Origin of the sequence: Arthrobacter sp. StoSoilB20, assembly GCF_019977295.1 — a bacterium.
Classification (GTDB): Bacteria; Actinomycetota; Actinomycetes; order Actinomycetales; family Micrococcaceae; genus Arthrobacter; species Arthrobacter nicotinovorans_A.
Genome location: NZ_AP024651.1, coordinates 1,716,878 through 1,730,632, shown reverse-complemented (window position 1 = coordinate 1,730,632; position 13,755 = coordinate 1,716,878). Strand labels below are relative to the sequence as shown.

13 protein-coding genes are annotated in these 13,755 nt (G+C 62.6%); 7 read left to right on the top strand and 6 right to left on the bottom strand.

Features of this window, described 5'->3' with window-relative positions:
- The first annotated feature begins 106 nt into the window (after nt 1–106).
- From LDN85_RS07780 to LDN85_RS07750, 7 genes are read left to right on the top strand one after another with little or no spacing between them, the layout of a single operon-like run.
- Entirely contained in the window at nt 107–1,426 is a 1,320-nt protein-coding gene (locus tag LDN85_RS07780; protein WP_026541524.1) for an extracellular solute-binding protein, read from the top strand.
- A 4-nt stretch (nt 1,427–1,430) separates the two neighbouring features.
- The gene (locus LDN85_RS07775; RefSeq protein WP_223945054.1) at nt 1,431–2,369 is read left to right on the top strand and encodes a sugar ABC transporter permease; all 939 of its coding nucleotides are present in this window, start codon (nt 1,431–1,433) and stop codon (nt 2,367–2,369) included.
- Nucleotides 2,369–3,268, top strand: a complete 900-nt coding sequence (locus tag LDN85_RS07770) for a carbohydrate ABC transporter permease (protein ID WP_091550612.1) — start codon at nt 2,369–2,371, stop codon at nt 3,266–3,268. Before LDN85_RS07775 ends, LDN85_RS07770 begins: the two co-directional genes overlap by 1 nt.
- Before the next feature lie 30 nt (nt 3,269–3,298).
- Nucleotides 3,299–4,519: a Gfo/Idh/MocA family oxidoreductase gene (locus LDN85_RS07765; protein ID WP_223945053.1), complete on the top strand. Its 1,221-nt coding sequence runs from the start codon at nt 3,299–3,301 to the stop codon at nt 4,517–4,519.
- 11 nt (nt 4,520–4,530) lie between these two features.
- Nucleotides 4,531–5,535 carry a sugar phosphate isomerase/epimerase family protein gene (locus LDN85_RS07760; protein WP_026541520.1) on the top strand — a complete coding sequence of 335 codons (1,005 nt, stop codon included), beginning with the start codon at nt 4,531–4,533 and terminating at the stop codon, nt 5,533–5,535.
- A gap of 56 nt (nt 5,536–5,591) precedes the next feature.
- The gene (locus tag LDN85_RS07755) at nt 5,592–6,293 is read left to right on the top strand and encodes a ThuA domain-containing protein (protein ID WP_026547298.1); all 702 of its coding nucleotides are present in this window, start codon (nt 5,592–5,594) and stop codon (nt 6,291–6,293) included.
- Nucleotides 6,278–7,381, top strand: coding sequence for a Gfo/Idh/MocA family oxidoreductase (locus LDN85_RS07750; protein ID WP_223945052.1), 1,104 nt, complete (start codon nt 6,278–6,280; stop codon nt 7,379–7,381). The genes LDN85_RS07755 and LDN85_RS07750 overlap by 16 nt, the downstream gene beginning before the upstream one ends.
- Nucleotides 7,382–7,451: 70 nt before the next feature.
- On the opposite strand, the gene LDN85_RS07745 is transcribed toward LDN85_RS07750, so the two are convergent.
- From LDN85_RS07745 to LDN85_RS07720, 6 genes are read right to left on the bottom strand one after another with little or no spacing between them, the layout of a single operon-like run.
- Nucleotides 7,452–8,309: a CoA ester lyase gene (locus tag LDN85_RS07745; RefSeq protein WP_223945051.1), complete on the bottom strand. Its 858-nt coding sequence runs from the start codon at nt 8,307–8,309 to the stop codon at nt 7,452–7,454.
- Between the two features lie 42 nt (nt 8,310–8,351).
- Entirely contained in the window at nt 8,352–8,837 is a 486-nt protein-coding gene (locus LDN85_RS07740) for a MaoC family dehydratase (RefSeq protein WP_026541516.1), read from the bottom strand.
- Nucleotides 8,834–9,586, bottom strand: a complete 753-nt coding sequence (locus tag LDN85_RS07735) for a CoA transferase subunit B (protein WP_091550619.1) — start codon at nt 9,584–9,586, stop codon at nt 8,834–8,836. Before LDN85_RS07735 ends, LDN85_RS07740 begins: the two co-directional genes overlap by 4 nt.
- Nucleotides 9,583–10,386 (bottom strand): CoA transferase subunit A, encoded by an 804-nt coding sequence (locus tag LDN85_RS07730; protein ID WP_223945050.1) that lies wholly within the window; start codon nt 10,384–10,386, stop codon nt 9,583–9,585. Before LDN85_RS07730 ends, LDN85_RS07735 begins: the two co-directional genes overlap by 4 nt.
- Nucleotides 10,387–10,406: 20 nt before the next feature.
- Nucleotides 10,407–11,570: an acyl-CoA dehydrogenase family protein gene (locus tag LDN85_RS07725; RefSeq protein WP_223945049.1), complete on the bottom strand. Its 1,164-nt coding sequence runs from the start codon at nt 11,568–11,570 to the stop codon at nt 10,407–10,409.
- Entirely contained in the window at nt 11,567–13,753 is a 2,187-nt protein-coding gene (locus LDN85_RS07720) for a biotin carboxylase N-terminal domain-containing protein (protein ID WP_223945048.1), read from the bottom strand. The genes LDN85_RS07725 and LDN85_RS07720 overlap by 4 nt, the downstream gene beginning before the upstream one ends.
- Between the last annotated feature and the right edge of the window lie 2 nt (nt 13,754–13,755).

The following is a 13,755-nucleotide window of genomic DNA, read 5'->3' as shown; positions in this document are numbered from 1 at the left end:
GCTGGAACCAGGGATCGAAGTCGATCTCCTAAACCGCGGAGTGTGGCTTTTTACACGCACAACCGGGCAATCAGCGTCGAGCCCGAAGGACGAATGGAAACTGCACATGAATAATCTCAAGTTGCGCACCGCCGGACTGGCCGTTTCTGCAGCGGCATTGTCGATCTCACTCGTAGCCTGCGGATCCTCCGGCCCGGCCGGATCGGGCGCTTCCGCGGACTCGGCCACCATGTGGGGACTTACCGGTGGTGACCAGCCCGTGTTCCAAGCGTCAGTGGATTCGTGGAACAAGTCCCACCCGGATTCCGCCATCAAGCTCGACTTCTTCGCCAACGATGCCTACAAGACCAAGGTCCGCACCGCCGTCGGCGCAGGCCAGGGACCCACGCTGGTTTACGGCTGGGGCGGCGGGGTCCTGAAGTCCTACGTCGACGCCGGACAGGTGGATGACCTGACGGGATTCCTCAAGGAGAACCCCGACGTCCAGAGCCGCTACCTCCCCTCCATCCTTGAGAGCGGCGTGATCGACGGCAAGACCTACGCACTCCCGAACAACAAAGTGCAGCCCGTAGTCCTCTACTACAACAAGGAAGTCTTCGACAAGGTCGGAGCACAACCGCCCAAGACCTGGGATGAGCTGATGGCACTGGTCCCTAAGTTCAAGGAAGCCGGCGTGGCGCCCTTCTCCCTGGGTGGCCAGTCCAAGTGGCCGGACCTGATGTGGCTTGAATACCTGGTGGACCGGATCGGAGGACCCGAGGTATTTGCCAACATCGCAGCGAACAAGCCCGGCGCGTGGTCCGACCCCGCTGTGCTGGAAGCACTGAAGAAGATCCAGGAACTGGCCGATGCCGGAGGATTCATCAACGGATTCTCCTCCATTGCCGCTGACAGCAACGCCGACCAGGCCCTCCTGTACACCGGCAAGGCCGCCATGATCCTGCAGGGCAGCTGGATCTACCAAGGCATGAAGAAGGACGCGGCCGACTTCGTCTCAAGCGGCAAGCTCGGCTACATCCCCTTCCCCACCGTTGAAGGTGGCAAGGGTGATCCGGCCAACGTTGTGGGAAACCCTTCCAACTTCTGGTCCGTGTCTTCCAAGGCCACCGAAGAGCAGAAGAAAACCGCCCTCGAATACGTCAAGGACGGAATGTTCAACGATGAGAACGTCCAAAGCCTGATCAACTCAGGAGCAGTACCCGTGGTAACAGGTATTGAGGACAAGCTCGCGGCTTCCCCTGACAAGGACTTCCTGACCTACGTGTACGGCATGGCCAAGGACGCCCCGGACTTCACGCTTTCCTGGGACCAGGCCCTGAGCCCTGCCCAGGGAGATGCCATGCTGGCCAACCTGGACCAGATCTTCCTGAAGAAGATCACTCCTGAGCAGTTCGCTTCCACTATGAACGCGACAATCGGGAAGTAATCCAGTGTCGGCAACCAGCACCACTGCGCGCAAGGAGCTGGGCGTCGGACACACTGCAGGCACCCGTCGGACCCTGGAAAAGGGTCCGTCGGGGTGGCTGGCAGTCCCCGCCCTGGCCTTCTTCATGCTTTTCGCCATCCTCCCGCTCCTGGGAGTCCTGTTCCTGAGCTTCACCCGCTGGGACGGACTGGGAGAGATCAAACTGGACGGGCTGTCCAGCTGGAACACGGTCCTGGCCGATCCCGTCACCGGAAACGCTTTGTTGGTGACGGCCAAGATCATGTTCTTCTCCTTCATTGTCCAGGCCCCCATCAGCCTCTTGCTCGGGGTCTTCACAGCCGCCAGCCAGAAGTACCGCGCTGCACTGGCGGTCCTCTACTTCGTGCCGCTGCTCCTCTCCTCGGCAGCAGTGGCCATCGCCTTCAAAGCGTTGCTCGATCCGAACTTCGGACTCGGTCCCGGATTGGGCCTGCCCTTCCTCGCCCAGGATTGGCTGGGCAACTCGGACCTGGTGCTGTTCGTAGTGGTCTTCGTGATCGCCTGGCAGTTCGTGCCCTTCCACACCCTGATCTACCAAGGCGGCGTTCGACAGATTCCCGCTTCCCTGTACGAAGCTGCCCAGATTGACGGTGCCGGCCGTGTCCAGCAGTTCTTCAATATCACCTTGCCGCAGCTCAAATACACCATGATTACTTCCTCCACCCTCATGGTGGTGGGTTCCCTGGCGTACTTCGACCTGATCTTCGTGCTGACCGCCGGTGGCCCCGGCTACTCCACCAGGCTCCTGCCGCTGCACATGTACCTGACCGGCTTCAAGGCCAACGACATGGGAGCGGCCAGCGCCCTGGGCGTCATCCTCGTTGTCATCGGACTGGCCTTGGCTTTGTTCCTGCAACGACTCGGCGGCAAGAACCGCAACGCGAGCCAATTGGAAGGTGCGTAATGGCTGCCACAACACAATTGCCCACACCCCCGGCGACAATGCCACAACAAGGGACCAACCGGCGTCGGGCTCCAAAGCTTGGCCGCGCGCGGCCAAACTTCCTGGGCGGGCTGGGTGGCTGGCTGTGGCTGGCGGTCATCATCGTACCGGTGTACTACGTAGTGATCACCAGCCTGAAAAACCAGGCAGGGTTCTTCACTTCCAATCCGATGCTGCCTCCTGCCGAGCCCACCTTGGAGAACTACAAGCTGGTCCTGGAGAACGATTTCGCCAAGTACTTCACCAACAGCCTCATCGTTACCGTGGGCAGCGTGGTCCCGGCACTGTTCGTCGCCTTCATGGCCGCCTACGCGATCGTCCGCGGCAAAGGACGGTTCCTCGGCTGGACCAACAACGTTTTCCTGCTGGGTCTTGCGATCCCGTTGCACGCAACCATCATTCCCATCTATTGGATGATCACCAAGGCGCACATGTACGACACGCTGCTGGCGCTGATCCTGCCCTCCATTGCCTTTGCGATCCCGGTCTCCGTGCTCATCCTGTCCAACTTCATGCGCGATGTTCCCAACGAGCTCTTTGAATCGATGCGGCTGGACGGTTGTTCCGATTGGGCCATGATGTGGCGGCTCGCACTGCCCATGACCAAGCCCGCCGTCATCACGGTTGGCATCTACAACGCACTGCACGTGTGGAACGGATTTCTGTTCCCGCTGATCCTCACCCAAAGCCCCGACACCAGGGTCCTGCCGTTGTCGCTGTGGACCTTCCAGGGTGAGTTCAGCGTCAACATCCCCGCAGTACTCGCCTCCGTGGTGCTGGCCACGCTTCCCTTGCTGGTGATCTACGTCGTGGCGCGCCGGCAGTTGCTCAGCGGCCTGACTGCTGGTTTCAGCAAGTAAACGGGCTTCCACCAACCAGAAAGGATTCAGATGACGGACCTCCAACCGCTGCGCGTGGGCATGGTGGGCTATGCCTTCATGGGCGCCGCCCATTCCCATGCCTGGCGCACCGCACCGCGCTTCTTTGATCTTCCCCTCGCTCCGGAACTGACAGCCGTTGCCGGCCGGAATGGTGACGCTGTCCGGGCCGCGGCAGGCAAATACGGCTGGGCATCCACTGAGACCGATTGGCGCCGCCTGATCGAGCGCGATGACATCGACCTCATCGACATCTGCACCCCCGGGAACACCCACGCCGAAATAGCGATCGCCGCCCTTGAAGCCGGTAAGCACGTCCTGTGCGAAAAGCCCTTGGCAAATTCGGTGGAAGAAGCCGAAAAAATGACGCTCGTCGCCCAGGCTGCGGCCGAGCGTGGTGTGTTCTCCATGTGCGGCTTCAGCTACCGGCGCACCCCTGCTTTGGCGTTGGCCAAGCGGATGGTGGAGGACGGCCGGCTGGGCGATATCCGGCACGTCCGGGCCCAATACCTCCAGGACTGGCTCAGCGACGCCGATGCCCCACTGACCTGGCGGCTGGATAAGTCCAAATCCGGGTCCGGGTCACTCGGTGACATCGGCGCGCACAGCATCGACGCCGCCCAGTGGATCACCGGGCTGAACATCACTGGCGTTTCGGCACTGTTGGAAACCTTCGTGAAGGAGCGCCCGGTGGGCGGTGACCTCGTGGGCCTGGGTGGCCATGGTGGTGCCGATGGTCCACGCGGTCCGGTCACGGTGGATGACGCAGCGCTCTTTACCGCCCGTTTCGAGGCCACGCCCGACGCCGGTGCTGCCGCCGGCTCACCGGGCAGCACCACCAGCGGGCCCATTGGCATCTTCGAAGCAACCCGTTTTGCCCTGGGACGCAAGAACGCCATGCGCCTGGAACTGAACGGCACCAAGGGATCGATCGCGTTCGACTTCGAGGACATGAACTCCTTGCAGTTTTACGATTCCGCGCTGGAACCGGATGCAGGCTTCCGGAAGATCATGGTCACCGAACCATCCCACCCCTACACCGCCAATTGGTGGCCCACCGGCCACGGCCTGGGCTATGAGCACGGCTTCACGCATCAGGTGGTGGACCTCGTCACGGCCATCGGCGCAGGCGAGCAGCCCACGCCGTCGTTCGCTGACGCATTGCAGGTGCAAAAGGTGCTGGCCGCGGTAGAGGCGAGCGCAGAGAACGCCAGCCACTGGCAGAACGTGTGAGAGGAAAAACCATGAACCGACCCATCACCCTGTTCACTGGCCAGTGGGCCGATCTTCCGTTTGAGGAAGTAGCCCGGCTCGCCGGCGAGTGGGGCTTCGACGGTTTGGAGATCGCGTGCTGGGGAGACCACTTGGACCCGCAGCGTGTGGTGGAGGATGAGGGCTACCTGCAGGAAAAGCTGGACATCCTGGACAAGCACCAACTGAGCGTCCACGCGATCGCCAACCACCTCACCGGCCAAGCGGTGTGTGATGACCCCATTGATGAACGCCACCAGGATATCCTCAGCCCTTCAGTCTGGGGCGATGGGGATCCGGAGGGGGTCCGGCAACGGGCCGCCGAAGTCATGAAGACCACCGCCCGTGCTGCGGCAAAGCTTGGGGTGAAGACGGTGACGGGCTTTACCGGCTCATCCATATGGAAGTGCGTGGCCATGTTCCCGCCCGCATCCGAGGCCATGATCGAGCGCGGCTACCAGGACTTCGCGGATCGTTGGAACCCCATCATGGATGTGTTTGACGAAGAAGGCGTCCGATTCGCCCTGGAAGTCCATCCCTCTGAAATCGCCTATGACTACTGGACCACCAAGCGTGCCTTGGAAGCGATGGGCCACCGGCCAAACTTTGGCCTCAACTTCGATCCCTCCCATTTCATCTGGCAGGACCTTGACCCCACGATGTTCCTCCAGGACTTCGCGGACAAGATCTTCCACGTCCACGTGAAGGAATCCGTCCGGCAACTCAATGGACGCAACGGCAGGCTGGGGTCGCATTTGCCCTGGGCTGATCCCCGCCGGGGGTGGGACTTCGTCACCGCCGGCCACGGCGATGTGAACTGGGAGCCGATCTTCCGCACCCTCAACGCCATTGGTTATGAAGGCCCAACCAGCATCGAGTGGGAGGACGCCGGCATGGACCGGCTGCTCGGCGCTCCCCAGGCGCTGCGCATGGTCCGGGAGTTGGCCGGCATACGCCCTCCGGCTGCCGCCTTCGATGCCGCTTTTGCAACGCGCTGACCGCACCAAAGCACTGACTCACTGACTCACTGACATACGCCCAAACGAAGGAAACCATGACAAGCAACAACAAGACAGCGCTGGTGGTTCGCGGCGGCTGGGACGGACACCAGCCGGTGGAAGCCACGGAGCTGTTCATCCCTTACTTGAAAGCCAACGGCTACGAGGTCCGGGTGGAGGAATCCCCCAAGATCTACGCCGACCCTGACTACATGGCCACCGTTGACCTGATCGTGCAATGCATGACCATGACCACCATCGAGAAGGACGAGTTCGAGGGACTGCGTACTGCCGTCGAAAACGGTACCGGCCTGGCCGGCTGGCATGGCGGAATCGCTGATTCCTATCGCAACAACTCGGACTACCTTCACCTGATTGGTGGCCAGTTCGCCTGCCACCCGGGCAAGCATGCGGACGAGCGGATCGGTGAGCAGTCGGACAACTATGTCCCGTACACCGTTTCCATGCTTCCCGCCGCCTCCGAACACCCCATCACGCAGGGCATTGGAGACTTCGATCTGGTCACCGAACAGTACTGGGTCCTCTCCGATGACTACATCGACGTTCTGGCCACCACCACGCAGAAAGTACGCGACTGGGACCCCTGGAACCGCGAAGTCACCTCGCCGGCCATCTGGACCCGGCAGTGGGGCAAGGGCAGGATCTTCGTCTGCACCCCCGGGCACCGTGTGGAAATCCTTCAGGACAACAACGTCCGCACCATCATTGAAAGGGGCATGCTGTGGGCAAGCCGCTGAACGTAGGCGTCATCGGCTGTGGTGCCATCATCGCCCAGTACCTGACAAACTTCCGCCGCCTGGATTCGATCAACCTGGTAGCGGTAGCGGATCTCGACTTCGCCCGGGCGCAGGCCGTAGCGGAATCCTATGACGGCGTCCGTGCGCTGTCCGTAGACCAGCTCCTGGCTGCTGAAGATGTGGAACTCGTCCTGAACCTCACTATCCCGGCCGCCCACGCCGACATCGCACTGAGGGCCATCGCAGCGGGAAAGTCCGTCTACGGGGAAAAACCGCTGGCTGCCACCACGGCCGAAGCCCAACAGGTGCTGGATGCGGCCGCCGATGCAGGACTCGCGGTAGGTTGCGCCCCGGACACAGTGCTGGGAACCGGAATCCAGACAGCCCGAAAGGCAATTGACGATGGACTGATTGGGGCACCAATTTCGGCCACCGCCACCATGGCAACCCCAGGCCACGAACGGTGGCACCCGAACCCCGATTTCTACTACCAGCCCGGCGGTGGTCCCCTGCTGGACATGGGCCCCTATTACGTCTCTGCGCTGGTCACGCTGCTCGGACCCGTGGTTTCAGTCCTGGGTGCTGCCAGCCATACCCGCAAGGAACGCACCATCGGTTCCGGCCCGCGCCAGGGACAAGTGGTTCCCGTTGACATCGACTCGCACCTCACAGGCATCCTGGTCCATGCCTCCGGCGCCATATCAACGCTGTTCATGAGTTTCGATGCCGTCAAGACCAAGAGCCCCAACATCGAGATCCATGGTGAAACAGGCTCGCTGATCGTCCCTGACCCGAATCATTTCGACGGCGATGTGCAGCTGTTCGCTTTGGGCGCGGAGGAATGGGAGAGTCTCCCGGCCTCTGCCGGTTATGTGGACTCGGGCCGCGGCTTTGGCATCGCCGACCTCGCCATGACGCCGGCCGGGCAGGAACCACGCGCCGGTGGCCAGTTGGCCTTCCACGCACTGGAAGTCATGGAATCTGTGCTCGAATCCGCCAAGAGCGGGCAGGCGGTACCGATCAAGAGCACTGCCTCCCGGCCCCCCGTGGTTGAACTGACGGACATCGCGACGCCGGTCCGCGCCTAGCGCTCAGACCACCCCCGCCGGGGTGGCAGTTGATGCCCATGTTTTGCCGCCGAAACATGGGCATCAACTGTCACCTCGCGGGGTGCCCGGCCCGGCGAAGGGTCGCTTGGGCATGCTTGAGGATGGGCCCATCGATCATCTTGCCCCGGAATTGGAACACTCCCGTGCCTGCCGCGGCCGCAGCTTCCAGGAGCTCATTGGCCTGGCCAATGGCTTCGGGTGTTGGCGCATACGCCTCCCGTACCACCGCTACCTGGTTGGGATGGATGCAGGCTTTCGCTCCGAACCCGCTGGCAACGGCATCGTGGGATTCGGCCAACAGGCCCTCAAGATCCGGGATGTTCACATACACGGAGTCGATGGCTTCCTTGCCGGCGGCCTTGGCGGCGAGCAGTACAGCGGACCGGGAGTGAAGGGCAACAGCCCGGTACACGCCGTCGTCGTTCCTGCTGGAGAGGCCACCGAGGGAAGCCAGCAAGTCCTCTGCGCCCCACATCAGGCCCACGACGTTCGGCTCGGCAGCGATGGCCGGGGCGTGGACGATGCCCGCGGCGGTTTCGCACAAGGCGATGACGTCGAAACCAGCCAGCTCCCGCAATTGCTCCGCGCTCTCTGCTTTGGCGAGCATGATGGTGCGGTAGGGCGTTTCAGCCAGGGCTTCGAGATCCAAGCCGAACTCGGGCGTCCCCACGGGATTCACCCGGACGATGGTTCGGCGCGGATCCAGATCCGCGCCACCGGACTGTTCCAGAATCGCTTGGCGGGCCGCAGGCTTGTCCGCCGGCGCTACTGCATCTTCAAGGTCGAGGATGACGGCATCGGATCGATCAGCGGCCTTGCCGAAACGCTCCGGCCGGTCTGCAGGGCAGAAAAGAAGGGCCGGCCCCATGGTGAACGCTGACGTGGAGGGGGAATCGGGAGAAGGCATCGGGCTCCTGGCTGGTGGGTTCTGGCAAGGCAGGGAACGGATTCAAGGCTGGGCTGCGTGCGCTTCCTTGGTCCACATGAGGCAGGTCCGTGTTGCCAGCGCAACTACGGTCCCATCCTGGTTTCGACCGGTGTGCCGCATGGTCACCACACCCTGGCCCGGGCGGGATGACGACAACCGTTTTCCCGTGATTTCCGTTTCCGTGTACAGGGTATCGCCGTGATGGAGCGGGTGCGGAAAAGTGACATCCGTCAGGCCCAACTGCGCAATGATGGTGCCCTGCGTCAACTGGGTCACGGACTGGCCCACCATGGTGGACAGGGTGAACATCGAGTTCATCAACCGCTGCCCGAAAGGTTGCCCCGCGCTCCACGCCGCGTCCAAATGCAGCGCCTGGGTGTTCATGGTCATGGTGGTGAAGAGGACGTTGTCTGCCTCGGTGACCGTGCGTCCGGGCTTATGCGCGTAGATCACACCTTCTTCGAGCTCGTCGAAGTACAGCCCGCGCTGCTCGATGACCCGCGTCATACAGTGAGCTCCTGGTCTTCTTCGAACAAGTCCGCTCCGGTTGCCGCGAGGACGTCCTCAAGAGTGACGTTGGGAGCCAGTTCGCGCAGGACCAGGCGGGGGCCACCTTGGTCCTTGACGACGTCGATGACGGCCAGGTCCGTGATGATCCGGTCCACGCACCCTTTGCCTGTCAGGGGCAGCGTGCACTCCTGGACAATTTTCGGCCGGCCGCTGCGGTCTGCGTGTTCCATCATGACAATGACCTTCTTGGCACCGAACACCAGGTCCATCGCGCCGCCCATGCCCTTGACCATTTTGCCCGGGATCATCCAGTTGGCGAGGTCTCCGTTTGCGGCAACCTCCATGGCACCGAGTACTGCGACGTCAACGTGGCCGCCACGGATCATGCCGAACGAGGCCGACGAGTCGAAGAACGCAGCGCCGGGATTCGTGGTGACCGTTTCCTTGCCGGCGTTGATGAGGTCCGGATCGACCCTGTCCTCCGCTGGGTAGGGGCCAACTCCCAGGATCCCGTTCTCGGAGTGGAGAATGACTTCCACACCATCAGGGATGTAGTTGGGAATCAGCGTGGGCATCCCGATACCCAGGTTCACGTATTGCCCGTTGGCCAGCTCCCTGGCCACACGGGCGGCAAGTTCGTTGCGGGTCCAGCCTTTGGCTTCGTGGTGCTCGACGTCGGCGCGACGGTACTCGTGCCGGACGGCTTCGGGGCGGGGCGGAATATCGTGGAAAGTGTTCTCGGTCATCGTTCCACTCCTGCCTGGGCTGTGGCGGATTGGCCTGCGCCGGCACTGGAGGCCAGCGCCACGGTCCGCTTCTCTATCCGCTTCTCACTCGAATTCGCCACCACTACCCGCTGGACGAAGATGCCCGGCGTGTGGATGTGTTCCGGGTCAAGCTCGCCGGGTTCCACCAACTCCTCAACCTCGGCAATGGTGGTCTTTGCCGCCATGGCACAGAGGGGGTTGAAGTTCATTGCAGTTGCGTGGAAGACCAAGTTGCCGTGCCGGTCGCCCTTCCAGGCATGGACCAAACCGAAGTCAGGTGTCAGGGACTCTTCCAGCACATAGTCGGCGTCATTGAAGGTCCGCACTTCCTTGGGCGATGAGGCCAGCGCAACGTTGCCTTCGGCGTCGTACTTTTGTGGAAGTCCGCCCTCCGACACCTGGGTGCCCACACCGGCCTTTGTGTAGAAGGCCGGGATGCCGGCACCACCGGCACGCAGCTTCTCAGCCAGGGTGCCCTGCGGGGTGAGGACAACTTCCAACTCCCCCGCCAGATATTGCCGGGCAAATTCCTTGTTCTCGCCGACATACGAGCTGATGGTCCGGCGGATGCGGCCGTCTTTGAGGAGAATGCCAAGGCCCCAGTCGTCCACGCCGCAGTTGTTGCTGACCGTCTCAAGATCGGTGGTGCCTTGCCGGTGGAGGGCGTCAATCAGGGAAACGGGAATACCGCAGAGGCCAAACCCTCCCACAGCCAACGAGGCACCGTCCGGGATGTCCTTCACCGCTTCCGCGGCGCTGGCAACAACCTTGTCAATCATCCTTGATCCTTCCCGTACGGTTACAGACCCAGCTCGCGGGCGATCAGCATCAACTGGACCTCTGTGGTGCCTTCCCCGATTTCAAGGATCTTGGAGTCGCGGTAATGGCGTGCCACCGTGAATTCGTTGATGAAGCCATAGCCGCCGAACACCTGGGTGGCGTCCCGTGCGTTGTCCATGGCTGCCTCGCCTGCGACCATCTTAGCGATGGCGGCTTCTGTCTTGAACGGCTTGCCTGCCAGCATCCGGGAGGCGGCGTCGTAGTAGGCAAGACGGGCAGTGTGGGCCCTGGCCTGCATCCTGGCGATCTTGAACTGGATGGCCTGGTACTTGCCGATGTTCTGCCCGAACGCGCTGCGTTCCTTGGCGTACTTCACGGACAGATCCACGCAACCCTGGGCTGCCCCGGTGGCCAGCGCAGCTATGGCAATACGGCCCTCGTCAAGGATGGAGAGGAAGTTGGCATAGCCACGGCCGCGCTCGCCCAAAAGGTTCGCCTCGGGAACGCGGACGTTGTCCAAGGTGAGCGGGTGCGTATCGGAGGCGTTCCAGCCCACCTTGTTGTACGGCTTCTCCGCCCTGAAACCGGGCGTGTCCGTCGGCATCAGGATGGTGGAGATTTCCTTCTTGGTGCTGCCGTCAGGGTTCTCCTTGTGTCCCGTCACTGCGGTCACCGTCACCAGCGAGGTGATGTCCGTGCCGGAGTTGGTGATGAACTCCTTGTTGCCGTTAATCACCCAGTCACCGTTGTCCAGGTGCGCGTTGGTCTTTGTCCCGCCGGCATCGGAGCCTGCTTCCCGTTCGGTCAGGCCAAACCCGGCCAGGGAACGTCCCGACGCCAACTGCGGCAGCCATTCCTCCTTCTGGGCGTCAGTCCCGAAACGGTACACGGGCATGGCACCAAGTGAGACCCCGGCTTCAAGCGTGATCGCCACCGACTGGTCAACCCGGCCCAGTTGCTCCAGTGCCAGGGCAAGGGCAAAGTAGTCGCCGCCCATCCCGCCGAACTCCTCGGGGAAGGGCAGGCCGAACAAGCCCATCTCCCCCATCTGCTTCACAACCTCGTAGGGGAAACTGTGTTCTTCGTCGTGCTTGGCCGAAACGGGCGCAACAACCTCGTCGGCGAACTCGCGGACGGAGTCGCTCAGGTCCTGGTATTCCTCATTGAGTTCAAACGTGCTCATGCCTGGTCTTCCTTGTCTGTGGTGTTGCCCGGGTTCCTGCCGGCGGCCTCGTGATCTCCAGTGGCGTCGGCTGCGTGGATGGTGGCGAGCACCTGGTCGGCCTTGACCAGGTCGCCGGGTTTGCTGGTGAGGTGAACGGTTCCCGCGACCGAGGCCACCAACTGGTGTTCCATCTTCATCGCTTCCACGGCAAGGAGCGCCTGGCCTTCCTCGACTCTCTGGCCGTCTGCCACCGACACGGACACCACCGTTCCGGGCATTGGCGAGCGTACTTCCGGATCCGCGGCCCCTTCTTCGCGCTGGATGCCTGCAAGCATCCGTCGCAGGCGTTCTGCCCGGTCCAGGACCTCGAGCCTGCACGACCAGCCGTTACTGCCGACGTGGATTTCGCGGGGATTACTTCCAGCGGTCCCCACCGCGAAGGTGACCGGACCGTCGTCGAACTCCAACGCAATCGCAGTGTCAGTTCGGTCCGACACCTTTACGCTCACCGGGACCCCGCCGTCGATCCTTGCCGTGAGGGTTCCGTCCCCTTCAGTGATGGAGACAGTGGAGACGGTGCCGCCGGGCACCCCGAACGTCACCGTCCATGCGGCCCGGGCACCAAGACGCCACGAATCCGGAGTTGCCCACGCGTCGCCCGCCAGCGTCGCTCCGGTCCGTTCCAACCACAAGGTGAGAGCGGCGGCGATCAGCTCTACGGGACCTGCGTGCCGGAACTCCATGAACGGAAGACGGCGCTCGATCAATCCCGTATCCAGTTGCCCGGCGCGGACCTGGGAATCATTGATCAGCAGCCGCAGGTATTCAACATTCGTATCAACACCCAGCAAGGTATACCGGCCAAGGGCAGCGTCCAGGGTATCCAGGGCCGCTTCCCGTTCCCCGCCCCAAGCGATGACCTTGGCAAGCATGGGATCGTAGTCCCCTGTGATCTCCAGGTTCTCCCGCATGGCCGAATCAATCCGCACATCCGCGCGCGCCCATTGCTGCCCTGACACGGACGGATCCCCGGCGCCCTGCTCTGCGAGCGCCACGATCCGCCCCATCGACGGCATGAAGTTCCGCTCGGGCACTTCCGCGTAAACGCGTGCCTCCACGGCGTGGCCATGAAGTACGACGTCGGACTGCGCCACGGTGAGCACCTCACCTGCGGCGATCCTCACCTGCCATTCCACGAGGTCGATGCCGGTGACCATTTCAGTCACCGGATGCTCCACCTGGAGCCGGGTGTTCATCTCCATGAAGAAGAACTCGTCAGGGTGTTGGTCCGAGACCAGGAACTCGACGGTTCCGGCGCCGCTGTAGTTGACGGACCGCGCCGCGTTGCAGGCTGCCTCACCAATGCGGGCCCGCTGCTCCGCGCCGTTCGGCAGCGATTCGAACAGGGCGGACGGGGCTTCTTCGATCACTTTCTGGTGGCGTCGCTGGAGGGAGCACTCGCGCTCGCCGAGGTGGATGACGTTGCCGTGGTTGTCGGCCAGGACCTGTACTTCGATGTGCCGGGGCGTGCTGATGAGCCGCTCCAGGAAAAGAGTGTCATCACCGAACGCGGATGCAGCCACGCGCCTGGCCGTCACGAGGGTTGAGGCCATGTCTTCGGGCCGTTCCACCACATGCATGCCTTTGCCGCCACCACCGGCGGAGGGCTTAATCAGCAGGGGAAAACCCACCTCCGCTGCCGCCTCGATCAGTTCCTGGTCGGTCAGGCCGGGCTGGGCTATTCCCGGAACGCACGGCACGCCGTAGGCCATGACGTGGTTCTTGGACCGGATTTTGTCGCCCATGACGTCGATCGCACCAATTCCCGGCCCGATGAACGCGATGCCCGCGGACTCCAGCGCCTTGGCGAACTCAACGTTCTCTGACAGGAAGCCGTAACCGGGGTGGACCGCTTCGGCGCCGCTTCGACGGCACGCCTCGATGATGGCATCGATTCTCAGGTAGCTTTCCGCAGGTGCGGTTCCTCCGATTGCCACGGCGGTGTCGGCCAAAGCGACGTGCTCGGCGTCTTTGTCGGCGTCCGAGTACACAGCGACGGATCGAATGCCCATCGCCTTCAGGGTGCGGATGACACGACACGCGATTTCACCTCGGTTGGCAACGAGGACGGCGCTGAAACTACGGGGTTCGACTTCCGGGCCGGATGGTGCGGGGGCTGTAGTTGTTGTTGGCAGGGTCATGG

Bases quoted from the DNA above. Each gene is read 5' to 3' on its own strand.
- LDN85_RS07780 (WP_026541524.1), top strand. From the start codon at position 107: ATGAATAATCTCAAGTTGCGCACCGCCGGACTGGCCGTTTCTGCAGCG.
- LDN85_RS07770 (WP_091550612.1), top strand. From the start codon at position 2,369: ATGGCTGCCACAACACAATTGCCCACACCCCCGGCGACAATGCCACAA.
- LDN85_RS07765 (WP_223945053.1), top strand. From the start codon at position 3,299: ATGACGGACCTCCAACCGCTGCGCGTGGGCATGGTGGGCTATGCCTTC.
- LDN85_RS07760 (WP_026541520.1), top strand. From the start codon at position 4,531: ATGAACCGACCCATCACCCTGTTCACTGGCCAGTGGGCCGATCTTCCG.
- LDN85_RS07755 (WP_026547298.1), top strand. From the start codon at position 5,592: ATGACAAGCAACAACAAGACAGCGCTGGTGGTTCGCGGCGGCTGGGAC.
- LDN85_RS07745 (WP_223945051.1), bottom strand. From the start codon at position 8,309: ATGCCTTCTCCCGATTCCCCCTCCACGTCAGCGTTCACCATGGGGCCG.
- LDN85_RS07740 (WP_026541516.1), bottom strand. From the start codon at position 8,837: ATGACGCGGGTCATCGAGCAGCGCGGGCTGTACTTCGACGAGCTCGAA.
- LDN85_RS07735 (WP_091550619.1), bottom strand. From the start codon at position 9,586: ATGACCGAGAACACTTTCCACGATATTCCGCCCCGCCCCGAAGCCGTC.
- LDN85_RS07730 (WP_223945050.1), bottom strand. From the start codon at position 10,386: ATGATTGACAAGGTTGTTGCCAGCGCCGCGGAAGCGGTGAAGGACATC.
- LDN85_RS07725 (WP_223945049.1), bottom strand. From the start codon at position 11,570: ATGAGCACGTTTGAACTCAATGAGGAATACCAGGACCTGAGCGACTCC.
- LDN85_RS07720 (WP_223945048.1), bottom strand. From the start codon at position 13,753: ATGACCCTGCCAACAACAACTACAGCCCCCGCACCATCCGGCCCGGAA.